Origin of the sequence: Alkalihalobacillus sp. NPDC127517, assembly GCF_050276055.1 — a bacterium.
Taxonomy (GTDB): domain Bacteria; phylum Bacillota; class Bacilli; order Bacillales; family Bacillaceae_D; genus Alkalicoccobacillus.
In genome coordinates this window covers 291755-315130 of the sequence record NZ_JBNNQX010000003.1, presented here as the reverse complement: position 1 = coordinate 315130, position 23376 = coordinate 291755, and the positions used below count along the sequence as shown (strand labels likewise).

The following is a 23376-nucleotide window of genomic DNA, read 5'->3' as shown; positions in this document are numbered from 1 at the left end:
CTCGACTTGCATGTATTAGGCACGCCGCCAGCGTTCGTCCTGAGCCAGGATCAAACTCTCCATAAAAGTGGTGAGTTGATTGCTCAACTGCTGGCTTTGTTGATTGACACAAGATGTGTCTAAAATCAAACAAAGTGTTAATTGCGCATTATTTAACTTGAAAACAAGTTATTTTTTGCGACTTTTTATACTAATGAGATATCGTGTATCTCTTCGTACGCTTGGCTTTTGTTCAGTTTTCAAAGAACTCATTGTCGCGTTGGCGACTTAATTAATATATCATTTCCACTCAGATAAGTCAATTACTTTTTAAAAGTATTTGTTATCTGAAATGTGTTTGCGTCGTTTAAGACAAGAATTAGTATAGCACACGTAACAGAAATTAAACAAGCATTTTTTTATTTATTTTTAAAAGATCTTCAATGTGCAGATGTGGTGCCTGCTGAAGGTTCATAATCTCATTAGTACCTGATACCTTAATCATTGGTCTCGTTAGATCTTGAGGGTTAATAAAAACAATTTCACCAGTCTCTCCTGAATTCAAACGAACAGTCGCTCCTTTTGAATGCTGAAGAAGCAGTTCAGTTAAAGTAAGAACGATTGAAACGTTAAGTAACCCAAATCGTTGTCTTCTCATCTCTTCTAATATGAAGAAGATTGAATGCTTCGCTCTATATTCTCTTTCAGAAGACATCGCATGGTAAACGTCTGCTACTGCAATGATCTCACTATATGGATGGATCTTAGATTGTTTACTACCAATCGGATATCCTTCCCCGTCTGAACGTTCATGATGCTGCAGGACTGCTAGCTTAACTGAATCAGTTAAACTCGCTGCGGTTTTAATCATTTGATAGCTATGAACAGGATGTTGTTTGATTTCACTGTACTCTGCTGCTGTAAGGGGCCCACTTTTATCTAGCACTGTAGGAGTAATCTTAGCCATCCCAATATCAGCCAATACACCCGCTAAACCAATTTGAATCCAGTCTTTTGCTTCATAATTTAATTTGTGAGCGAGTGATGCCGAAAACAAACCAACAGATATGGCATGATGATAGCGATAATCCTTTGGATGATTGTATTCATGGAGAGCCAGTAGATAAACAGGTGCTCCAATTACATCTTCAAATAAAGGAACAATCATATTGCGAATATCGTGTATAGCTACAGGCATACCTGCTTGCCACGACTCAAATTGCCTTTTGAATGTTTGGACCGCTTGATTATAACGATAAAAAAAGGATTCATCTGTGTGGCGAACTTCCTCCAGTACTTCATCAGAATTAATCGGCTCGCCCAGATCTGACCCATTAACTGAATCAATCTCCACCTCTTTAATAGAAAAAGCGCGAAGAAACATTAGATGTTTTTCCTTAAGCACCGTACGGCTTTTAATTAAAGGTGTTTCCGCTAAACTATAAACATCATTCTTTAATACATGACCTTCTTTTAATGAACGTACTGGAACGATCATACTTTTTCTCTCCTAACAAATTATCATTACTTTTGAACTAGATCTATTATCCTTTATTATATAGGACTTTCTGAAATTGGGAAATATCAAACTTATGTAACAGTAACCACTTTAAAAAAAGACAAAAAAAACTGTCGAACCTACCTTAATACGAGGATAGGTCGACAGTTTTCTTTATTCTTCTGTATCTTGATTTTCTTGAATGTTCTCTACTGCTTCTTGTTCTTTTGCTGCTTCTTCTTCAAGAAGCTCTTCTACCTCGTCATCTTCAATGTCTACACGCGCAACTGTTGCTACCTCTTCGCCTTCATCTACGCGAATGAGTTTTACCCCTTGTGTATTACGACCTGTTCGCGAGATTGGTTCAACTTTGGTACGAATGATAACACCACTAGCCGTGATAATCATAATATCACTTTCTAGGGAAACCACTTTTAAAGAAATAAGCGCACCTGTTTTATCTGTGATATTAGACGTTTTGATTCCTTTTCCGCCTCGATTTTGAATGCGATACTCTTCCATAGGTGTACGTTTGCCGTATCCTTTTTCAGAGACAATTAGAACGTCTTGATCCGAATGAACAACATCCATTCCAACCACATGGTCTTCTTCTGAGAGGCTAATTCCTTTTACGCCTCCAGCTGTTCGACCCATTAGTCTTACATCCTCTTCATGGAAACGGATCGCCATACCTTGACGCGTTCCGATAATGATCTCTTCGTCTCCACCTGTCAGTCTAACACCGTGTAGTTCATCTTCACCACGAAGATTAATGGCAAACAAACCACCTTTTCTGATGTTAGCAAAGGCTGATAGTTGAGTCCGCTTCGCAATTCCTTCTTTTGTTAAGAAGAATAAGTATGAATCATCGTTAAACTCTTCAATTGGAATAACCGTACTAATATATTCGCCTTGTTCGATTTGAAGTAGGTTAATAATTGGTATTCCTTTAGCTGTTCGTCCGAGTTCAGGAATTTCATAGCCTTTTAGACGATAGACCTTCCCTTTGTTCGTGAAAAAGAGAATCGTATGGTGTGTATTTGTCGTAAAGAGATGCGAAACAAAATCATTATCGTTTGTCCCCATCGCTTGAATTCCTTTACCACCACGTTTTTGACTCTTATATGTGGAGATCGGTAGACGTTTGATATATCCATTGTGACTTAATGTGATAATTACATTTTGTCGTTCAATAAGGTCTTCGTCTTCTAAATGATCTTCGCTCATTGAAATGATTGTGCGGCGTTCATCGTTAAAGCGATCTTTCACTGCAGTCAGTTCTTCACGGATGATCTCGAGTACCTTTTCTTCATTAGCAAGAATCTCTTTTAACTCTGCAATTCTCTGCTGTAGCTCATTGTACTCGCCTTCGATCTTGTCACGCTCGAGTCCAGTCAGACGCTGTAAACGCATATCGAGGATCGCTTGTGATTGATCATAGCTAAGCTCAAAGCGTTCCATTAGACCATTTCTAGCAATTTCCGTTGTTTGTGATGCACGGATGAGACTGATCACTTCATCCAAGTGATCTAACGCAATACGTAAGCCTTCTAAAATATGTGCACGAGCTTCTGCTTTTTTAAGTTCAAATGCAGTACGTCTGCGTGTAACCACGACCTGATGGTCTAAGTATTCTTCCAAGCATTCTTTTAAGTTAAGAACTTTTGGACGTCCTCCAACTAATGCTAGTAGGTTAATACCAAAGCTTGATTGCAAGGCCGTTTGCTTGTGTAAGTTATTCAACAAAACATTCGCATTTGCATCTCTACGCACTTCAATCACGATACGCATACCTGTACGGTCGGATTCATCACGAAGATCCGTAATGCCTTCAATCTTCTTATCACGGACAAGCTCAGCAATTTTCTCAATTAGTCGAGCTTTATTGACTTGATATGGAAGCTCGGTAACGATAATACGTTGCTTACCATTGTTCTCTTCAATCTCTGTTTTCGCACGTAATGTGATAGACCCACGGCCCGTTTGATAGGCACGACGAATACCTGAACGGCCTAGGATCTCGGCACCCGTAGGAAAATCTGGACCAGGAATGTATTCCATTAATTCAGGAATATCAATTTCACGGTTTTCAGAAAGGGCTAGAACTCCATCAATCACCTCACCTAATTGGTGTGGCGGAATGTTTGTAGCCATTCCAACCGCAATTCCTGAGGCTCCGTTAACTAATAGATTTGGGAACCTGGCAGGCATAACAACTGGTTCTTGCTCTGATCCATCATAGTTATCTTGAAAATCAACTGTATCTTTATTAATGTCTCGAACAATTTCCATTGAGATCTTTGACATTTTTGCTTCTGTATAACGCATTGCGGCTGCGGAATCACCATCAACCGATCCGAAATTTCCATGCCCATCAACAAGCATGTAACGGTAGCTGAAATCTTGAGCCATCCGTACCATGGTTTCATAAACAGCCGTATCACCATGAGGGTGATACTTACCAATAACATCTCCAACAATACGGGCTGATTTTTTGTACGCTTTGTCAGGAGTCATACCTAAATCGTTCATCGCATAGAGAATGCGGCGATGAACTGGTTTTAGACCGTCTCTTGCATCAGGAAGTGCCCGGCTGACAATTACACTCATTGCGTAATCCATAAAGGATGTTTGCATTTCCTGGCCTATATTTATTTCAGTAATATTAGAACGATTCTCCTCAGCCATTTGTTACCCCTCCATCAGAGCTGTTGCATTTTTCTACCCGTTTACACATCAAGATTTTTTACGTATTGGGCATTTTCCTGTATAAAATCACGTCTTGGTTCAACTCGGTCACCCATTAAAACATCAAAAATCTCATCGGCTTTAATCGCATCAGCAAGAGTTACTTGCATCATGCTGCGTGATTCAGGGTTCATTGTTGTATCCCACAGCTGCTCCGGATTCATCTCACCAAGACCCTTATAGCGCTGGATCCCAATTTTTGAACGATCTGAGATGGTTTTGAGTAATTCATCTAGCTCTCGGTCGTTATACGTGTACGTAACTTGTTTTCCTTGTTGAACTTTATATAAAGGTGGTTGAGCAATATATACGTACCCATGTTCAATAACCGGACGCATGTAACGATACAAGAAGGTTAAGAGTAGTGTACGAATGTGCGCACCATCTACGTCGGCATCAGTCATTAAAATTAATTTGTGATAACGGGCTTTTGTAATATCAAACTCATCACCAATTCCTGTTCCAAGTGCGGTAATGATTGTTCTGATTTCATTATTTGCTAGGATTTTATCTAAACGTGCTTTTTCAACGTTTATAATTTTCCCGCGTAGTGGCAAGATCGCCTGGAAATGACGGCTTCGACCTTGTTTTGCAGAACCACCCGCAGAGTCACCCTCTACGATATACAGTTCACTAATCGTTGCGTCCTTTGATGCACAGTCAGCTAGTTTCCCAGGTAGGGAGCTCACTTCAAGTGCACTTTTACGACGAGTTAGTTCTCTTGCTTTTTTCGCTGCTTCTCGAGCTCTTGATGCCATTAAGCCTTTTTCAACGACTTTGCGAGCAACTTGAGGGTTTTCAATCATAAACCTAGCAAAATGCTCACTAAACAATGAATCCGTAATCGTACGTGCTTCACTATTACCGAGCTTTGTTTTTGTTTGTCCTTCAAATTGTGGATCCGGAATCTTAACAGAAACAATCGCTGTTAATCCTTCACGAACATCTTCACCTGTCAGGTTTGGATCACTTTCTTTGAAAAGGCTGTTCTTACGTGCATAGTCATTAATTACACGCGTAAGACCCGTTTTAAAGCCTGATTCGTGTGTTCCACCCTCGTGTGTATTAATGTTGTTAGCAAATGAATAGATGTTACTTACATACCCATCATTATATTGAACAGCAACTTCAACCGTCAGACCGTCTTTCTCACTTTCAATGTGAATCGGCTCAGGGTGAAGAACTTCCTTTGTACGGTTTAAATGCTCAACAAATGAACCAATTCCACCCTCATAATAGTAGGTAGACTCTTGTTCTTTTTCAGCTCGTACGTCCTTAATATGAATCGTTAATCCCTTATTTAGAAAAGCAAGCTCACGTAAGCGAGAAGCTAATGTATCAAAATCATACACTTGTGTTTCTTTGAAAATCTCATCATCTGGCTTGAAACGAATAACCGTACCCGTTTTGTCAGTTTCACCAATGATGGCTAAGTCAGAGACTGGTACACCACGCTCGTATTTTTGATAATGAATACTTCCACCTAGGTGAACATTCACTTCCAGAGAAGTGGATAACGCATTAACAACAGAGGCTCCTACACCGTGAAGTCCCCCAGATACCTTGTAGCCGCCTCCGCCGAACTTACCTCCGGCGTGAAGAACCGTCATGATGACTTCTACAGCTGGACGTCCCATCTTTTCTTGAATCCCGACTGGAATTCCGCGCCCATTATCTTCAACAGTAATACTATTGTCTTCCTCAATTGTCACGGTAATTGTGTCACAGTAACCGGCCATTGCTTCATCAATACTGTTATCAACAATCTCCCAGACTAAGTGATGGAGACCACGTACGCTCGTTGAACCAATATACATACCAGGTCGTTTACGAACAGCTTCAAGACCCTCGAGTACCTGTATCTGGCTTTCATCATACGATTGTTCCATTTGTTGTTCATTACTCACTTGCTTCACCTTCATTCCCAATGATCTTAAACTTTTTTATATCAGCTAAGTGGTTTACACTACTTCTTCTTTAAAACCTTGATCTGTTTGTGCTCGTCTATTTAATGTGATTGATGAAACTGGAGAGTAATAGATAATATGATCTGTAATAATGACGGATTTCACGAGATCGGGTGTAATCGTAACCGACTCTTTTGCGCCAGCTAGTGTGATAAAAGGGTTTTTCTGCTCTGGCGCTTCGCTGTCTTCGTATTGAAGAATGGCGATGATCTCAGCTGCCCGAATCATGACATCTCCACCTAAATGTATAAACATTACTTCACCTCATTGCTGTCGCTTTTGAATATGGCCCGATTTCACTTCAAAAACCTCGGCATTCTCTAGGGCATCTTCATGAACACCAGCAAGTCCAGTAGTTGTTACAAATGTCTGTACTTTTTGTTGAATCGTTTCAAGTAGATGAGATTGGCGGTAATCATCTAACTCAGAAAGCACATCATCCAGTAACAGCACTGGGTATTCTCCTACCTCTTCTTTGATGAGCTCAATCTCAGCAAGCTTAAGAGCGAGAGCAGTTGTTCGTTGTTGTCCTTGTGAGCCGAAGCTTTGCACGTCTTTTTCATTTACTAGAAAACCAATATCTTCACGATGAGGTCCAAATAGGGTTGTTCCTCGGATCTGTTCTTTTTCTTTTTTCTGTTGATATACCGTATATAGTCTTTCTTTTAGGTTCGACAAGTTTATGTCTTCTGATACCTCTATAGTGGAAAGATACGTTAGTTTTAATTGTTCTGTGCCCCGGGAAATATCATAATGGATTGATTCGGCCCATTTTTGGAGCTTATTTAAGAATTCGGCGCGGCGTTTAATGAGTTCTGCAGCCGTTTCAATCAGTTGATCTGTTAAAATATCAAGCATGTCAGGAGCAGGCTTTCTGTGCCAATCTCTAAGTAGAGAGTTCCGCTGCTGCAGGATCTTTTGATAACGACTGCTATGGTGAAGGTATACAGGACTAATCTGACCTAGCTCCATATCCATAAAGCGTCTCCGGCCCTGTGGACTACCTTTAACAAGATGTAGATCCTCAGGTGCGAACATAACGACATTAAGAGCCCCGACGTATTCACTGAGGCGTCGTTGCTCCAACCCATTAAGCTTTACTTTTTTTCCTTTGGCCGAAATACGCAAATCAAGAGTTAATTTGTTATGACGTGTTTGAGCTTCGCCGTAGATCCCTGCGTATTCCTCACTCCAGTTAATCAGCTCTTTATCTTTAGATGTGCGGTGAGATTTTGCCATAGCTAATACGTAGATGGCCTCTAGGACATTTGTTTTTCCTTGAGCGTTGTCACCAATAAACACATGCACTTGCTTTTTAAATTCAAGCTCAGCCTTTGCATAGTTCCGATAGTTGAACAGGGTTAGCTTATTGACCCTCATCTTCCTTCTCCTCAGACCATGCAACTTCGATCGATGTGCCGTCATGAAGCCGGATCACGTCACCCGCACGCAGTTTCTTGCCTCGTCGGTTCTCAGGTTCTCCATTCACAATCACTTCATATTCACTTAAATACCATTTCGCCATCCCACCAGTATCAATTGCACCAGATTCCTTGAGCAACTGTCCTAACGTGATATAAGGCGTTGAGATTTTTAGCACGTCCATCTTGTACCTCTTTTCCTCCCTTTTTTAAGGGTCATAAGAAAGGGAAGACAGCAAGTCATGGAGAGCTGCTGTCTTCTTGTTCCGTTCAATTTGCATACTTTCTCTATAGTCTATTGTACTAGACCAGCGTCTTCAAGCCAAGTCCAATCTTAAAAGAAAGCCACTTAGACCTAGTAAGTACGCACTGGTGAGAAGAGGTGCAGATAATGTTCATGATCAGTAGGTCTAATCACAAACGCACTCATTGCTCCTGTGAACATAATATTTACTTTTTCACTGTCAATTACCTTTAATGCATCGATGACAATCTTTCCGTTAAAGGAAATTCGCATCTCTTCTCCCTCTTGCTCTGTAGTTGATAGATCCTCAGTTACTTTTCCAATCTCTGGTGAAACGGATGTGATTTCGATTTGCTGATCATCCAGCGTCTTAAGTGTGACGACGTTATTCTTCCCATCAGAAAGTAATAGCGCCCGCTCAAGTGTTTGCAGCAGCGACTTGGTTTGTACAGAGAACGACGTTTTTGATTGAGTCGGAATCATACTGCTTGTCACAGGATACTTTCCATCAAGCAATCTAGAGAAGAACAATGTGTGACCCAGCTTAAATAAAATTTGGTTCTCCGTCACAACAACCTCGATTAGCGTGTCATTCTCTTCTAAGATTCGGCTAAGCTCCGTTAAGCTCTTTCCTGGAATCACCACATTTTCGAATGATAGATCTTGATCATTTCGTTCGACCGATGATTTTCGCATTGCTAGACGTCTGCTATCTGTTGCAGTACAGATTAACTCGCCATCCTCGATCTCTAAGTTTACACCTGTCAACACAGGACGTGTTTCCTGAGTGGACACTGCGAAAACGGTTTGGCGGATAATATTCTTTAGCATGTCCTGTGGCAAACGGAAAACCCGATCTTCTTCAAGTTGGGGAAGTCGAGGATACTCCTCTGGATCTAATCCGTTTAACGTAAAAACAGATGAACCCGATTTGATCGTTGCACTTAATTGGTCTTGAACGATAATTTCAATTTGTTCACCTGGAAGTTTTTTCACAATCTCTGCGAAGAAGCGTGCTTGTAAAACAATACTTCCTTCTTGTTTAATTTCAACAAGATGACGATCTTCTTCTTCTGTGGGGATAAAGGTTTCAATTGAAATATCAGAGTCACTACCAGTAAGAGTAATTCCTTCGTTTGTAGCAACAAGTTTCATACCTGTAAGAATAGGAATGGTGGTTCTAGACGATACGGCCTTCGCTACGTTTTGAACATCATGAACAAAACGATTTCTTTCGATGACAAAATGCATGACAAATAGCTCCTTTAAATCATTATTTATGTTTTAAAAAGTCGTAATAATAGTAATAGGGACTGTGAATTTGTGGATAAGTGCGTCTTCTCTAGCTAGCGCAAGTTATACACGTGTGGGTAAACTGTGTATAGCGCTGACTACTTTACCCACATGTGCACATTCATTAGGCGCGAAGCTGTTCTGTGATGGCCTGGACTTTTTGCTGTAAATCTTCATCCGTGCCAAGTAACCTGGAGATTTTTTCGTGTGCGTGTATGACGGTTGTGTGATCGCGTCCTCCGAATTCACTTCCTATCTTAGGTAAGGATGAATCCGTTAATTCACGAGAAAGATACATCGCGATTTGGCGAGGAAACGCAACAGACTTCGTTCGTTTTTTGGCTTTAAAATCCTCAAGCTTAACTTGATAATAGTCACCTACAAGCTTTTGAATATCTGCTATTGTTAGCATTTTTGGCTTTGAGTTTGGAATAATATCTTTTAAGGCTTCAGCTGCTAAATCCGCATTCATATCTTTATTAATAAGAGATGAATATGCAACAACACGGATTAGCGCGCCTTCTAATTCACGTATATTTGTATCGATTTGATTCGCAATATATAGCATAACTTCATTTGGTATATCTAAATTCTCTGCTTTTGCCTTTTTTCTTAAAATGGCAATCCTTGTTTCAAGATCTGGTGGAGTAATATCAGTAATTAACCCCCACTCAAATCTAGATCGAAGTCGATCCTCAAGTGTAGGAATCTCTTTAGGAGGACGATCACTCGAGATGACGATCTGTTTTGATTCTTCGTGCAGCGCATTAAATGTATGGAAAAACTCTTCCTGCGTCTGTTCTTTTCCAGCTAGGAATTGAATATCATCGATTAATAGGACATCTACATTTCGATATTTATTGCGAAAATTGACGGCTTTATTATCTCGAATCGAGTTAATAAACTCATTCGTAAATTTCTCAGATGATAGATACACCACTTTTGCTTTTGGATTATGCTCCATCACATAGTGTCCAATTGCGTGCATTAAGTGGGTTTTACCAAGTCCAACCCCACCGTAGATAAATAAAGGATTATAAGCCTTTGCTGGTGCCTCGGCTACTGCAAGGGATGCGGCGTGAGCGAATCGATTCCCAGAACCAATGACAAAGGTGTTAAACGTATATTTTCCATTAAGCATCGTGCGAGTCGATATATCATCGGTTGCATCTGCTTGAGGAGCCTTTTTAGGTGGTTGCTCTACCAATAGTTCATCCGCGTTATCATTTTGAGGAATAACGAACTTAGGCGTGAGTCGTGAACCTGTTAAATGCTCAATCGTATCCGAAGTTAACCCCGCATAATGATCCTCTAACCAGTCACGAGCGAATTCATTCGGAGCGGTTACTGTAATCACATCATTTTGTATAGTTGTCGCTTTTGTGGATTTTAACCACGTTTCAAAGCTTGGTTTGCTCACCTTTGTCTCCATTTCAGAGAGGACCCGTTCCCATAGGTCGTGAATGTTCTCCAAGATTAAACCTCCTTTTTCCCTAGTGTTACAAGTAGTCTAGACACAGAAAAGACCTATACGGCCTTTTTTAATGTTTGCTTGTATAGGTTTTGTACAACACTTATGTTAACGATGAATAAATATTCACCACTGAATAAATTGTGGAAAGATAATAGTATAGTAGAAAAACGTAAAAAAAGAAATAGTAAACATGCCTGTGGACAAAACAATCCATAGAAAAACATCCTGTCCACAAAGTTACCCACAGGCTGTGGACAATGTAAATAGGTGGATAAGCTGTCCACGAGTAAAAACAATATAATCATAGCAAAATAATCCCTTTGTCGCAATGGTTTGTTCTATTTATCCACAAAGCACACGATATTGTGTTTTATTTTTGTCCACAACACAAGATATGTGAGTAAGCTGTCGATGAGTCGTAGGATAAGTCGAAAACTGTCTATTGTAGTTTTCCACAGGTGAGGTTTAAAAAGAGGGAGAAGATGAAGAAAGGATGATTTCTAAATACGCCTTGACAATTGATGTTCTTTTTCTTTATAATTTACAAGACTGTCTTACAGCCAGAATTTTTTAATGAGCAATCCGCAGGGGGTGTAATAAATGGGTAAACCAACCTTTCAGCCAAACAACCGTAAGCGTAAAAAGAAGCATGGTTTTCGTGCAAGAATGAGCACTAAGAACGGTCGTAAAGTTCTAGCTCGTCGTCGTCAAAAAGGAAGAAAAGTATTGTCCGCATAAAACCACTGATAAGCCAGTGATAAGCAACTTCAGATTATTGGACTTGCTTTGCGCAAGCTGGATCCTTTTTATATGTAAGAAGGAGCTTATGAGCGAATCGCGGCAAGTATCGACATCTGAGACCACTGGCAGACAGTGGTCTTTTTTGCTTCAAAGAGAAGATAAGGAGCGGGAATATGAGAAAAGAACAGCGGATCAAAAAGAATGAGGAATTTTCGGCTGTATTTAATCATGGTCGTTCCGTAGCCAACCGTCAGTTTGTTCTATATGTGCTACAAAAAGAGGAACAAGAGCAATTCCGTTTAGGATTATCTGTTAGCAAAAAGGTAGGGAATGCTGTTGTACGTAATCGTATCAAGCGCTTAATTCGCACCGTTTTTCAAGAAAAGCAGGAAATACTGCTTCCTCATTGCGATTATGTAGTGATAGCGAGAAAACCAACAGCTACTATGGATTACTATGAGTTTCATGCAAGCCTAGCACATGTAATGAAAAAAGCAGGTGTCAGCAGAAGAAGCTCCGAGCATGCATCAAAGAAAGATTAAGTTGTGCAGAGGGTGTGAAAGAGTGAAGAATAAGTTTGGGTTATTCATTGTTTCATTTGGTCTGCTATTTCTTCTAACCGGATGTTTCAGTGTAAATGAACCGATTACTAGTAATAGTGAGGGGATTTGGAATAGCTTCTTTGTGTATCCGGTTTCCTGGCTCATTATTCGATTTGCTGATTTCTTTAATAGTTACGGAATCGCAATTATTGCTTTAACCGTGCTTATTCGATTAGTTATTATGCCACTGATGATTAAGCAAACAAAAAGCATGAAAGCTATGCAATTATTACAGCCTGAGATGCAACGTTTGCGTGAGAAACATAGCGCGAAGGATCAGGTAACACAACAGAAGCTGCAAAAAGAATTAATGGGTCTTTATCAAGAAAAAGGTGTGAATCCATTTGCCGGTTGTTTACCACTTGTGATTCAAATGCCGATTTTATTGGCACTTTACCACGCAATTATGAGAACAACTGAGATTAGTGGTAACACCTTCTTATGGTTTACATTAGATGTATCCGATCCGATCTTCCTTCTACCGATTATCGCAGGGGCGGCTACATTTATTCAGCAAAAGATGATGATGGTTCAAAATAATCCGCAGATGCAAATCTTGCTTTACCTCATGCCAATTATGATTACGGTATTTGGGTTCTTCCTGCCATCAGCAGTTATCCTTTATTGGGTTGTTGGTAACGTATTTATGATTGCTCAAACGTACTTTATTACGGGCCCGAACGTAGAACAACGGAAGGCTGCGAAAGCGGGCGTTGGAGGGAATACAGATGTCAAAGCACCTCAATCAAAACCAAAGCCTAAAGTTAAAAATAAGGGTAACAGGAAAAAGCGTAAATGAAGCCATTGAAGAGGCACTAAAAGAGCTGGATGTTCCAAAAGAGCGTCTTTCCTATGAAGTTCTTGAAGAGCCTAAGAAAGGGTTTCTAGGGTTTGGTGCTAAAAAAGCGCTGCTTGAAGCGACGGCCATTCCTGATCCGATTGAAGTAGCGTATTCGTTTTTGACGAAAACGGTGAGTGAAATGGGAATTGATGCGTCGATTGAGCAAAAGAATACGAGTGAAGGTTGTCTTCTTTCCATTCATTGTGCAGAGGAACGAGACGCTGCCAGGTTAATTGGAAAGCGGGGACAAACATTAGATTCTCTTGAGTATCTGGTGGAATTAGCCGCTAACCGCCACAAAGTAAAGTATCAAGCGTTTCAGGTTGATGTAGGAGATTATCGGTCAAAGAGATACGAGCTTTTGCGTGAGTTGTCTCATCGCGTGGCAAGCAAAGTCGCAGGGCAAGAGGAAGGGATTCCGCTTGAACCAATGAATGCACGTGACCGGAAGATTGTACATCAGATCTTATATAAGAAAAAAGGCGTCACAACCGTTTCAAAAGGAAAAGGTACCAACCGACACGTAATTGTCAAAAAGTCGAATGACTCATAATAGCAGTAGATTGAACGAGGCTGAGACAAAACTAAAAATCAATGAGAAAATGGCGAATGATTCTACCATCGAATCATTCGCCATTTATGTTTTTAATAGCTTTTAGTAAGATAAGCGGGTGAGAACCCGAGACGCCTATGGAAAAGTACGTGGTGAAGACTCAGTAGTGGTAGGTTTCCGCGAATGCTAGAGATTCTCCTGCAGAGGATGTTTTGCTGAGTTTATGTTTAGCTAACAGCATTAACGTTATATCCCAGCCTCGTTCATTGTCTCTCATCCGAAAAAGGGTCGAAATGTAGAATGAGATTGCAGAATCACCCTCATATTCCCATTAATGAGGGCTTGCTGGTTCGTAGCTTTTCGGCTAGGTCTGTGCTATTCTATTACATTAGAAGCGATCAGATAAGCTAGCGTATCAACGAATAGATTTTATGAAAACAAAGTAGGAGGTGACGACGATGATAACAGAATTTGACACCATTGCGGCGATTTCAACGGCTCAAGGAGAAGGGGCAATCGGAATTGTAAGGCTAAGCGGCGATGAAGCGATTTCCATTGCGTCTCATTTATATGAAGGAAAAAATCCGCTTCATGAGATAGCGTCTCATTCCATTGTCTACGGTCACATTACGGACGGAACAAGCAAGGTAGAAGAAGCGATGATTAGCGTAATGCGAGCTCCTCGTACATTTACACGAGAAGATGTCGTTGAAATTAACTGTCATGGTGGGTTAGTATCTGTTAACCGAGTTCTTCAGCTTGCGCTAAAACATGGAGCGAGGCTGGCGGAACCTGGAGAATTCACGAAACGAGCCTTTTTAAATGGACGAATTGACCTATCTCAAGCAGAAGGTGTCATGGACTTAATCCGTGCAAAAACAGATCGAGCGATGAATGTGGCACTCGGACAGCTTGAAGGGCGATTGTCAGGGAAGATTAAACAGCTACGCCAAGAGCTGCTTGAAACAGTTGCTCAAGTAGAAGTAAACATTGATTACCCTGAATATGATGCGGAAATGATGACTCATGATATTATGGTTGAAAAAGTAGGGTTTGTGATTGAAGAAGTGGATAAGCTGTTAAGAACAGCAGGCCAAGGAAAGATTCTTCGAGAAGGTCTTGCTACTGCCATTATCGGAAGACCGAATGTTGGAAAGTCGTCTCTTATGAACAGCCTCGTTCATGAAAATAAAGCGATTGTAACGGACATTCCGGGTACAACGCGTGATACACTTGAAGAGTACGTGAATGTACGTGGTGTTCCCTTGCGCTTAGTTGATACAGCAGGGATTCGTGAAACAGAAGACATCGTCGAACGCTTAGGTGTGGAACGGTCACGTAAGGCTTTACGCGAAGCAGATTTAATTTTACTTGTTGTTAATCACGGAGAAGAACTCTCACCTGAGGATGAAGCGTTGTTTGAAGCAACTGCAGATATGAATGCAGTAGTCATTGTGAACAAGGTCGATATACCTCGCGCAATTAATTTGGAGAGAGTAAAGGAGCTTGCAGCAGGACGTCCTGTTGTGACAACTGCTTTTATAGAAGATAGAGGATTGGAAGACTTAGAAGAAGCGATTGCGGCTCTGTTTTTTGAAGGGGCTATTGAAGGTGAAGATGCAACGTATGTATCGAACACGAGACATATCGCATTACTTGAACAGGCGAAGCAGACGGCGCAGGATGCTCTTGATGCAACAGATTCAGGTATGCCAATTGATTTAATACAAATTGATGTAACAAGAACATGGGAGTTGCTTGGTGAGATTATCGGTGACAGCGTGCAGGATAGTCTAATTGACCAGTTGTTCTCGCAATTTTGTTTAGGAAAATAACAACCTCATTCTGACTGAGTGAGAGTAAAAATAGAAAGAAGGATGAACGATGAGCTATCAAGGTGGAGAATTTGATGTCATTGTGATTGGAGCAGGTCATGCAGGAGTAGAAGCAGGACTTGCTTCTGCACGTATGGGTGCAAACACTCTAATGCTGACACTGAACCTCGATGCCGTTGCGTTTATGCCGTGTAACCCATCAGTTGGAGGACCGGCAAAAGGGATTGTCGTAAGAGAACTTGATGCATTAGGCGGCGAGATGGCCCGTAACATTGATAAGACGCATATCCAAATGAGAATGCTGAACACAGGTAAAGGACCTGCTGTACGTGCCCTGCGTGCGCAGGCGGACAAGTTCATGTACCAGCATGAAATGAAGAAAACCATTGAAGAACAAGAGAATCTTCTTCTTCGTCAAGGAATGGTAGAGAAGCTAATTGTAGAAGATGGGATCTGTAAAGGTGTCATCACCAATACAGGTGCAGAATACCGCAGTAAGTCTGTGATTATCACAACTGGTACGTATTTACGTGGGAAAATCATTCTTGGTGAACTAGCGTACGAAAGTGGTCCGAATAACATGCAGCCTTCTGTGCAGTTATCCTACCACCTGCAGGAGCTTGGCTTTGAGATGGTTCGCTTTAAAACAGGTACACCACCGCGTGTGAATGGAAATACGATCGATTATGATAAGACGGAAATCCAACCAGGTGATGATGTTCCTCGTGCTTTTTCATACGAGACAACGAAGTATATTACGGATCAATTACCATGCTGGCTGACGTACACGTCTACAGAGACACACATGATGATTAATCAAAACTTAACGCGTTCGCCAATGTATTCTGGAATGATTGAAGGAACAGGTCCGCGTTATTGCCCATCTATCGAGGATAAGATTGTTCGTTTTAATGATAAACCGCGTCACCAGATTTTTCTTGAGCCTGAAGGACGTAATACAACGGAAGTCTACGTACAAGGGTTATCAACAAGTCTTCCAGAAGATGTTCAGCTAAACATGTTGAAAACAATTCCTGGTCTTGAGAATGTAAAAATGATGAGACCTGGTTATGCCATTGAGTATGATGCGATTGTTCCAACGCAGCTATGGCCAACACTTGAAACAAAAAAAGTCGAAGGACTATTTACAGCCGGTCAAATCAATGGAACATCTGGATACGAGGAAGCAGCAGGGCAAGGAGTGATGGCTGGAATTAATGCCGCACTTAAAGCAAGAGGAGAAGAAGGTCTAATCCTTGATCGCTCACAAGCCTATATTGGCGTGTTAATCGATGATCTTGTGACAAAGGGCACAAATGAGCCATACCGCCTTCTAACGTCTAGAGCAGAATTTAGACTACTTCTGCGTCATGACAATGCTGACTTACGTCTAACGGAAATCGGCCATGAGATCGGCTTAATTAAAGAGGATCGCCATGCTCGCTTCTTGAAAAAGAAAGAGCAGATTGAGTTTGAGAAAAAACGAATTGAAAAAATCATTATTAAACCATCTGCAGAAGTGGATAAGATGCTAGCTGATGCAGGTTCATCACCTTTAGCAGAGGCGATGCATGCAGCCGGCTTATTGCGCCGTCCTGAATTAACGTATCAACATATTGCTTCTATTATTCCTGCAGCCGACACTGTGATTGCTGATGATGTCGCAGAGCAGGTTGAGATCCAAGTGAAGTATGAAGGATATATTGGCAAGCAACTGCAACAAGTTGAACGTTCGAAGAAAATGGAAAACAAAAAGCTTCCTGAAGATCTTGATTACATGGCTATTAACGGCTTAGCCACAGAGGCAAAACAAAAGCTAGCTGAGGTACGTCCAATTTCACTTGGTCAAGCATCTCGTGTATCTGGCGTGAACCCTGCGGATATTTCGATTCTTCTTGTGTATTTAGAGCAAGGAAAACTAGCAAAAGTGAAATCATAGAAAGAGGGAACTATGAATAAAAGTGAATTTGTTCTAGCTTTATCAAAAAAAGGGATTGAGTTATCTGAGCATCAACAATGGCAGTTTGAACGTTATTTTGAACTTCTTGTTGAGTGGAATGAAAAGATGAACTTAACAGCATTAACATCTGAGTCAGACGTGTATCTTAAACATTTTTATGACTCCATTAGTGCAGGATTTTATTATTCCTTTAATGAGCCAAAATCAATTTTAGATGTAGGAGCAGGGGCAGGTTTTCCGAGCTTACCTATTAAAATTGTGTTTCCAAACATTCACGTCACAATTATTGATTCCTTAAAAAAACGAATTGGCTTTCTTGAACATTTAGCTTCCGAGCTTAAGCTTGAGAATGTACGTTTTCATCATAACCGCGCTGAAATTGCTGGGCAGGACCCGGCTTATCGTGAACGCTTTGATGTCGTCACAGCACGTGCGGTTGCTAGGCTCTCTGTTCTCTCAGAGCTATGCTTACCTTTTGCCAAAACAGGAGGAGAGTTTCTAGCCATGAAAGGAGCAGGGGCAGGTGAAGAATTGAAGGATGCCAAAAAAGCACTTGATACATTAGGTGGTGCGGTTGGTGAAACCTTCTATTTTACCTTGCCTGAAGAAGAAAGCGAAAGAACCATTTATTTACTCCAAAAAACACGATCTACACCGAAGAAATACCCACGCAAAGCAGGCGTTCCTGCTAAGCAGCCTCTCTAAATGTTACAGGCAGTGTTTCACGTGAAACACTGCCAATCTTACATAAATATTGCTAAGAATTAAACAAAATCTTGACGACCTCACGCAGGTTGGATATAAAAGAGTTAGAGATAAAAAGGGATTATAGATCATAGTGTCGAATAGATAGATAGGACATTGAGGTTTATAAACAGAAGGTGGTGTCAGGGCGATGAAGCAGCCGTTTTCACGCCTATTTGGCTTTAGTGACAAACAGGATGAAACAGCAGTGATAAAAGAGAATGAGGAAGTACAACAACTCAGTCTAGCAGAAATTGTACCCAATCGTTTTCAGCCACGGACCGTATTTGATGAAGAGAAAATTGAAGAGCTCGCACAGACCATTCGTACACATGGTGTCATTCAGCCGATTGTTGTCCGAAAGCGCGACGACAAGTATGAAATTATTGCTGGTGAAAGACGTTGGCGTGCAGTTACACATCTAGGTTGGGAGAAGATCCCTGCGCTAGTAAAAGAATTTAATGATTCACAGACCGCTTCCATCGCGCTTATTGAAAACCTTCAACGTGAAGGATTAACAGCGGTTGAAGAGGCTGTAGCGTATGCAAAGTTAATTGAAATTCATGGATTAACGCAGGAAAGTTTAGCACAAAGACTTGGAAGAGGTCAGTCAACCATTGCAAATAAGCTTAGGTTGCTTCATCTACCTGATTTTGTACAACAAGCCATCTTGGATCGTAAAATTTCAGAACGACATGCACGTTCTTTACTTGTATTAAAGGATGCTGAAAAGCAAGAACTCATCTTAAACGAGATCATTGAACACTCGCTAAATGTTAAACAAACCGAAGAACGAGTCAAAGCCTTAATGGAGGCAAGTCAAGCTCCTGAAGAGAAGAAAAAGAAGCCAACTCGTAAAGCGTATTCAAAGGATATGAGAATTGCGATGAATACCATAAGGCAATCCGTTGACATGGTTCTTCAAAGTGGACTGAATATAGATACAGACGAAGAAGAAAACGATGAATTCTATCAATTCACGATTCGTATCCCTAAGAAGTAATCTATCTTTTGAAAGATAGGTTCTTTTTTTACCCAACTTTTTGAAGAGATTTCCGATCTCACACAACTTTCTAAAATGTTTTCTCTCAAACTATGATAGAATAATAACGACTTATGATAGTTCTTTTTGAGGGAAAGTAGGTGGCTAAGTGGCCAAGATTATTTCGATTGCCAATCAAAAAGGAGGCGTGGGTAAAACCACCACAGCCGTAAACTTAAGCGCATGTCTTGCTTTTCTGGGACATCGAGTCCTTTTGGTTGATATAGACCCGCAAGGAAATGCATCAAGTGGAGTAGGGGTAGAAAAGGGAGACGTAGACGAGTGTGTGTACGATCTGCTTGTTGAAGATATAGAAACAAAGTCCGTTATACGTGAAACAACGGTTGAAAACTTATCTGTTATTCCTTCGACTATTCAGCTTTCTGGTGCAGAAATTGAGCTAGTATCAACAATTTCAAGAGAGGTTCGATTAAAACGAGCGTTATCTGAGGTTGCTGATGAGTATGAGTATATTTTTATTGATTGCCCACCATCTTTAGGATTGTTAACGATTAATGCGTTAACTGCATCAGATTCAGTCTTAATTCCAGTTCAATGTGAGTATTATGCATTGGAAGGATTAAGCCAACTCTTAAATACAGTTCGTTTAGTACAGAAACATTTAAATACAGACTTAGCCATAGAAGGTGTTCTGCTCACAATGCTCGATGCCAGAACGAATCTTGGCATCCAGGTTATTGATGAAGTGAAAAAATATTTCAGAGAAAAAGTATTTGATACCATCATTCCTCGTAATGTTCGTCTTGGAGAAGCACCAAGTCACGGGAAACCAATCATTGTGTATGATGCAAAGTCACGTGGAGCTGAGGTTTACGTAGATTTAGCAAAGGAAGTGGTTACGAATGGCTAAAGGTTTAGGGAAGGGTCTTCAGGCATTTTTTCCAGAACACTCTGATGAAAAACAGGAACAAATAGAGCAGATAGCTCTTAAACAAATCCGTCCCAATCCATATCAGCCTCGTAAAACCTTTACAGAGGAAGCAATTAGTGAACTGGCTCATTCCATCCAAACTCATGGATTGCTGCAGCCAATCACTGTCCGTAAAAGTATAAAAGGCTATGAAATTGTGGTCGGTGAGCGTCGCTTTCGAGCTGCTCAGCATGCAAAGCTTGAAACAATACCTGCTATTGTAAAAGACTATACCGAAGATGAAATGATGGAACTTGCATTAATTGAGAACCTGCAACGTGAGGATTTAAATCCAATTGACGAAGGTTTCGCTTATCAGAAGCTTATGAGCCATTTAAACGTTACACAGGAGCAACTGGCTAAGCGACTTGGAAAAAGCAGACCCCATATCGCGAACCATATTCGATTGCTTCAACTACCAACTGTGGTTCAAGAGTTTATCCAAGATGGTAAGATCTCAATGGGACACGGCCGAGCGTTACTTGGATTAAATGACAAGAATAAAATCTCATCATTATTGGAGAAAGTCTTACACGATAAGCTAAGTGTAAGAGAATTAGAGCTTTTAATCCAGCAGGTCAATGAGCGTGTTTCACGTGAAACAAAGAAAAGAAAAATTAATCTTTCTCCTTTTCTTAGAGAAAGACAGGACCTCTTACGTTCAACACTTGGGACATCTGTTGCGATTAAGCCTGGTAAGAAAAAAGGGAAAATCGAAATTGATTATTTCTCTGAGGATGACCTTGAAAGAATTCTTCAGATTCTCTCCATTGAAGAAACACAGAAATAATGATCTAAAAATGAAAAAAGATGAGGTCATCCATTTAAGGTGGCTTCTTTTTTTAATGAAAGGATCGATTCTATGCTTTATTTTGATCATGCGGCATCATCATTTCCAAAGCCAACTCAAGTAGGGGAGGCGATGAAGGAAGCTGTAGATGCTTTTGCAGCTAACCCTGGACGCGGCGGACATGCTTTATCGCAAAAGGCGGCTTCGATCGTGAAGCAAGCAAGAAGTGAATTAGCTCAGTTCTTTGAAGCTCCTCATGCAAATCATGTCTGGTTTTATCAAAATGCAACGATGGCATTAAATCAAGCTATTCTCGGATTTCCATTTAGCTCCGGAGATCATGTTATAACTACTACCTATGAGCATAATTCAGTATTACGTCCATTACATAGGCTCGAACAAGAATTGAATGTTCACGTGACATATCTTACACCAGATGATTCGGAGCTCTTCAACGTTGAGGATGTACTTAAACAAGTAACAGATCAGACAAAAATGATTGTCATTACTCATGCATCAAATGTAACCGGTGCTATTTTTCCTATAAAAGAATTAGGAGAGCAGTTAATGGACCACTCAATTACAGTGGTGGTCGATGCCTCGCAAACAGCTGGAAAAGTGGACATACAAATGAAAAGAGATCATATTGATTTGTTAGCGGTTGCTGGTCATAAAGGTTTACTCGGACCTCAAGGAACGGGTGCGCTAATTAGTTACAATGACTATGATCTGAATCCACTAATCCTCGGCGGGACTGGAGCATATTCAGAGCTTGAAACACAGCCTCCAAACTGGCCAGAACGCTTTGAAGCAGGGACTCTTAATACACCTGGCATTGCGGGATTATTAGCGGGGGTGCAAGCAATTAAGGCACAAGGTGTAGAGGCCATTCAATCTCATGAGGAAGCGTTAATGAAGATGTTTCTAGAAGGAATGTCCACAATCGAAGCTGTCACATGTTTTGGTCCAACTGACGTACAAAAGCGAGTTGCTGTCATATCGTTTCACATGAAACATCTCGCCAGTCATGAGCTTGCTATGATTTTAGATAACCACTATCAGATCGCGGTTCGAGCAGGATTACATTGTTCTCCTAAAACCCATCAACACTTACAAACGGTTGAAGAAGGACTAGTAAGAGTGAGTTTTGGACCGTACAACACAGAAGAAGAAGTTCAACAATTAATTGAAGCAATCAAGGACATCGTTGAGGCTTTTACAGAATAAGCAAAACTAAAGAATAGGACGTACTCTCATATGGTATTAACAGGTACACTGGTGAATGGTTTGGCCATTATTGTAGCAGGCTTCCTTGGCCTCATGGTACAAAACATTCCGGAAAAGATGAAAACAACGGTTCTACAAGCAATTGGACTTGCTATTATTTTACTAGGCTTGCAAATGGGTCTACAAACAGAAAATTTCTTACTAGTTATCGGATGTTTAGCTGTCGGGGCCGTGCTAGGTGAATGGATAGGCATTGATTCCTATTTAAATAAGCTGGGAGTGTGGATCGAATCCAAATTAAAGCCAGCGAAGTCAGGGGAGTCTGGAAAAGTAGCCCAAGCCTTTGTAACGACCTCATTAATATATGTCGTCGGAGCGATGGCTGTTCTCGGATCCATTGATAGTGGACTTCGAGCAGATCACTCATTGCTTTATACAAAAGCAATGCTTGATGGTCTATCTGCGATTATCTTCGCTTCAACGATGGGATTTGGCGTCTTGCTCTCTGCCATTCCTGTTATGTTATATCAAGGAACCATTGCCCTTCTAGCTACATCTATCGCGGCTTTTGTGCCCAATGTATTGCTAGAGCAGTTTATTCTAGAAATGACCGCTACGGGTGGTGTGATGGTTGTTGCTATTGGATTAAATATCTTAGGGCTAACAACAATCCGTGTAGCCAATTTATTACCGGCATTACCAGTCCTGGCATTAGTCATTTGGATCCTATCGTACGTTTAAAATTGAAAAAGAGGCATGCACCGTTGTGACGGCATGCCTCTTTTTTGATATTTACTGCTTTATATCTGTTGGTTTATATTGAATTAATGCTTGAATGGCAGGTCTTTGAGTGGAAACATTGTGTAGCTGTTGGTCCGCTAAGTAAATGGATTGGGCAATACTTTCAGCCATCGACATCACTAAATGAAGCCTTGTATTCTGAAGAACATAAAACTCCATTGAACCACCAACATTCACGATCCCAGTAATATGGATATCTCCTACCTTTGGAAGGTTTTTGTGTACAGCTGCACCGGGGTGTAGAGGTCCGTCCTGAATGGTTAGTGATCCCACATTGCTCTCTTGTCCAAGACACGCGTCGATCGCAATAATAAAGGGCTTATGATGAGAGGTGGCAATCTCCGAAACTCGATCTGCTAGATTCATCGCATGAGCAGGGTAGGCAAGTGTCCCATAGACGTGAAAGTGTTTAAGTGACATCGCTTCAAGCTTTGAGCCAATCAATGGCCCAAGAGAATCACCTGTTGAGCGATCAGTTCCTACACATAAGATGACAAGATCTCGTTCATCTACCGAATTGCAATAAGCGACAAGTTTCTCGGCGAATGCATCATGAGAATGAATCTGATCATACGGAACACGAAACGGCTTTGGTTTCTTTTTATTAAAACGCCATAGGTTTGGACTCATAACTTGTACTCCTTTGCCATAGTAGTAACAGTATAGTAGGTTAACGCTGTTTTTA

The 23376-nt window shown here is 40.9% G+C and carries 21 protein-coding genes and 1 rRNA gene; 12 read left to right on the top strand and 10 right to left on the bottom strand.

The window, feature by feature from the left end; translation table 11 throughout:
- The 9 genes from ACQKKO_RS05745 to dnaA all read right to left on the bottom strand — a co-directional run.
- Positions 1-66, bottom strand: a 16S ribosomal RNA gene (locus tag ACQKKO_RS05745); the annotation flags it as partial.
- 316 nt (positions 67-382) lie between these two features.
- Positions 383-1477, bottom strand: coding sequence for an HD-GYP domain-containing protein (locus ACQKKO_RS05740; RefSeq protein WP_498645169.1), 1095 nt, complete (start codon positions 1475-1477; stop codon positions 383-385).
- A 174-nt stretch (positions 1478-1651) separates the two neighbouring features.
- The gene (gene gyrA, locus ACQKKO_RS05735) at positions 1652-4165 is read right to left on the bottom strand and encodes a DNA gyrase subunit A (RefSeq protein WP_498645167.1); all 2514 of its coding nucleotides are present in this window, start codon (positions 4163-4165) and stop codon (positions 1652-1654) included.
- Between the two features lie 41 nt (positions 4166-4206).
- Positions 4207-6147, bottom strand: a complete 1941-nt coding sequence (gene gyrB, locus ACQKKO_RS05730; protein ID WP_498645165.1) for a DNA topoisomerase (ATP-hydrolyzing) subunit B — start codon at positions 6145-6147, stop codon at positions 4207-4209.
- A 39-nt stretch (positions 6148-6186) separates the two neighbouring features.
- Positions 6187-6447, bottom strand: a complete 261-nt coding sequence (gene remB, locus ACQKKO_RS05725; protein ID WP_498645163.1) for an extracellular matrix regulator RemB — start codon at positions 6445-6447, stop codon at positions 6187-6189.
- Positions 6448-6456: 9 nt separating this feature from the next.
- Positions 6457-7572 carry a DNA replication/repair protein RecF gene (gene recF / locus ACQKKO_RS05720; protein WP_498645161.1) on the bottom strand — a complete coding sequence of 372 codons (1116 nt, stop codon included), beginning with the start codon at positions 7570-7572 and terminating at the stop codon, positions 6457-6459.
- A complete protein-coding gene (gene yaaA, locus ACQKKO_RS05715; protein WP_203087543.1) occupies positions 7559-7798 on the bottom strand; it encodes a S4 domain-containing protein YaaA in 240 nt (79 codons plus the stop codon). Before yaaA ends, recF begins: the two co-directional genes overlap by 14 nt.
- Before the next feature lie 170 nt (positions 7799-7968).
- Entirely contained in the window at positions 7969-9108 is a 1140-nt protein-coding gene (dnaN, locus tag ACQKKO_RS05710) for a DNA polymerase III subunit beta (protein ID WP_498645159.1), read from the bottom strand.
- Between the two features lie 166 nt (positions 9109-9274).
- The gene (gene dnaA / locus ACQKKO_RS05705; protein ID WP_498645157.1) at positions 9275-10624 is read right to left on the bottom strand and encodes a chromosomal replication initiator protein DnaA; all 1350 of its coding nucleotides are present in this window, start codon (positions 10622-10624) and stop codon (positions 9275-9277) included.
- Between the two features lie 600 nt (positions 10625-11224).
- On the opposite strand from dnaA, the gene rpmH reads away from it, so the two are divergent.
- From rpmH to ACQKKO_RS05645, 12 genes are all read left to right on the top strand, one after another.
- Positions 11225-11362 (top strand): 50S ribosomal protein L34, encoded by a 138-nt coding sequence (gene rpmH / locus ACQKKO_RS05700; protein ID WP_203087546.1) that lies wholly within the window; start codon positions 11225-11227, stop codon positions 11360-11362.
- 176 nt (positions 11363-11538) lie between these two features.
- Positions 11539-11907, top strand: coding sequence for a ribonuclease P protein component (gene rnpA, locus ACQKKO_RS05695; RefSeq protein WP_203087547.1), 369 nt, complete (start codon positions 11539-11541; stop codon positions 11905-11907).
- Between the two features lie 22 nt (positions 11908-11929).
- Positions 11930-12766 carry a YidC family membrane integrase SpoIIIJ gene (spoIIIJ, locus tag ACQKKO_RS05690; protein WP_498645154.1) on the top strand — a complete coding sequence of 279 codons (837 nt, stop codon included), beginning with the start codon at positions 11930-11932 and terminating at the stop codon, positions 12764-12766.
- Positions 12696-13361 (top strand): RNA-binding cell elongation regulator Jag/EloR, encoded by a 666-nt coding sequence (jag, locus tag ACQKKO_RS05685; protein ID WP_498645152.1) that lies wholly within the window; start codon positions 12696-12698, stop codon positions 13359-13361. The genes spoIIIJ and jag overlap by 71 nt, the downstream gene beginning before the upstream one ends.
- A 458-nt stretch (positions 13362-13819) precedes the next feature.
- A complete protein-coding gene (mnmE, locus tag ACQKKO_RS05680; RefSeq protein ID WP_498645150.1) occupies positions 13820-15196 on the top strand; it encodes a tRNA uridine-5-carboxymethylaminomethyl(34) synthesis GTPase MnmE in 1377 nt (458 codons plus the stop codon).
- A gap of 49 nt (positions 15197-15245) precedes the next feature.
- Positions 15246-17135: a tRNA uridine-5-carboxymethylaminomethyl(34) synthesis enzyme MnmG gene (gene mnmG, locus ACQKKO_RS05675; protein WP_498645148.1), complete on the top strand. Its 1890-nt coding sequence runs from the start codon at positions 15246-15248 to the stop codon at positions 17133-17135.
- 12 nt (positions 17136-17147) lie between these two features.
- Entirely contained in the window at positions 17148-17861 is a 714-nt protein-coding gene (gene rsmG, locus ACQKKO_RS05670) for a 16S rRNA (guanine(527)-N(7))-methyltransferase RsmG (protein ID WP_498645146.1), read from the top strand.
- A 190-nt stretch (positions 17862-18051) separates the two neighbouring features.
- The gene (noc, locus tag ACQKKO_RS05665; protein WP_498645144.1) at positions 18052-18903 is read left to right on the top strand and encodes a nucleoid occlusion protein; all 852 of its coding nucleotides are present in this window, start codon (positions 18052-18054) and stop codon (positions 18901-18903) included.
- A 148-nt stretch (positions 18904-19051) separates the two neighbouring features.
- The gene (locus ACQKKO_RS05660) at positions 19052-19813 is read left to right on the top strand and encodes a ParA family protein (RefSeq protein ID WP_203087555.1); all 762 of its coding nucleotides are present in this window, start codon (positions 19052-19054) and stop codon (positions 19811-19813) included.
- Complete coding sequence (locus ACQKKO_RS05655; protein ID WP_498645142.1) at positions 19806-20663, top strand: ParB/RepB/Spo0J family partition protein; 858 nt, start codon at positions 19806-19808, stop codon at positions 20661-20663. The genes ACQKKO_RS05660 and ACQKKO_RS05655 overlap by 8 nt, the downstream gene beginning before the upstream one ends.
- A 72-nt stretch (positions 20664-20735) precedes the next feature.
- Complete coding sequence (locus tag ACQKKO_RS05650; protein WP_498645140.1) at positions 20736-21890, top strand: aminotransferase class V-fold PLP-dependent enzyme; 1155 nt, start codon at positions 20736-20738, stop codon at positions 21888-21890.
- 30 nt (positions 21891-21920) lie between these two features.
- Complete coding sequence (locus tag ACQKKO_RS05645; protein ID WP_498645138.1) at positions 21921-22631, top strand: DUF554 domain-containing protein; 711 nt, start codon at positions 21921-21923, stop codon at positions 22629-22631.
- Positions 22632-22682: 51 nt separating this feature from the next.
- On the opposite strand, the gene yyaC is transcribed toward ACQKKO_RS05645, so the two are convergent.
- Positions 22683-23321 carry a spore protease YyaC gene (yyaC, locus tag ACQKKO_RS05640; RefSeq protein ID WP_498645136.1) on the bottom strand — a complete coding sequence of 213 codons (639 nt, stop codon included), beginning with the start codon at positions 23319-23321 and terminating at the stop codon, positions 22683-22685.
- Positions 23322-23376 lie beyond the last annotated feature (55 nt).

Bases quoted from the DNA above. Each gene is read 5' to 3' on its own strand.
- recF (WP_498645161.1), bottom strand. From the start codon at position 7,572: ATGAGGGTCAATAAGCTAACCCTGTTCAACTATCGGAACTATGCAAAG.
- yyaC (WP_498645136.1), bottom strand. From the start codon at position 23,321: ATGAGTCCAAACCTATGGCGTTTTAATAAAAAGAAACCAAAGCCGTTT.
- gyrA (WP_498645167.1), bottom strand. From the start codon at position 4,165: ATGGCTGAGGAGAATCGTTCTAATATTACTGAAATAAATATAGGCCAG.
- ACQKKO_RS05650 (WP_498645140.1), top strand. From the start codon at position 20,736: ATGCTTTATTTTGATCATGCGGCATCATCATTTCCAAAGCCAACTCAA.
- rnpA (WP_203087547.1), top strand. From the start codon at position 11,539: ATGAGAAAAGAACAGCGGATCAAAAAGAATGAGGAATTTTCGGCTGTA.
- ACQKKO_RS05645 (WP_498645138.1), top strand. From the start codon at position 21,921: ATGGTATTAACAGGTACACTGGTGAATGGTTTGGCCATTATTGTAGCA.
- remB (WP_498645163.1), bottom strand. From the start codon at position 6,447: ATGTTTATACATTTAGGTGGAGATGTCATGATTCGGGCAGCTGAGATC.
- dnaN (WP_498645159.1), bottom strand. From the start codon at position 9,108: ATGCATTTTGTCATCGAAAGAAATCGTTTTGTTCATGATGTTCAAAAC.
- mnmE (WP_498645150.1), top strand. From the start codon at position 13,820: ATGATAACAGAATTTGACACCATTGCGGCGATTTCAACGGCTCAAGGA.
- ACQKKO_RS05655 (WP_498645142.1), top strand. From the start codon at position 19,806: ATGGCTAAAGGTTTAGGGAAGGGTCTTCAGGCATTTTTTCCAGAACAC.
- mnmG (WP_498645148.1), top strand. From the start codon at position 15,246: ATGAGCTATCAAGGTGGAGAATTTGATGTCATTGTGATTGGAGCAGGT.
- ACQKKO_RS05740 (WP_498645169.1), bottom strand. From the start codon at position 1,477: ATGATCGTTCCAGTACGTTCATTAAAAGAAGGTCATGTATTAAAGAAT.
- rpmH (WP_203087546.1), top strand. From the start codon at position 11,225: ATGGGTAAACCAACCTTTCAGCCAAACAACCGTAAGCGTAAAAAGAAG.
- rsmG (WP_498645146.1), top strand. From the start codon at position 17,148: ATGAATAAAAGTGAATTTGTTCTAGCTTTATCAAAAAAAGGGATTGAG.
- jag (WP_498645152.1), top strand. From the start codon at position 12,696: ATGTCAAAGCACCTCAATCAAAACCAAAGCCTAAAGTTAAAAATAAGG.
- gyrB (WP_498645165.1), bottom strand. From the start codon at position 6,147: ATGAAGGTGAAGCAAGTGAGTAATGAACAACAAATGGAACAATCGTAT.
- yaaA (WP_203087543.1), bottom strand. From the start codon at position 7,798: ATGGACGTGCTAAAAATCTCAACGCCTTATATCACGTTAGGACAGTTG.
- noc (WP_498645144.1), top strand. From the start codon at position 18,052: ATGAAGCAGCCGTTTTCACGCCTATTTGGCTTTAGTGACAAACAGGAT.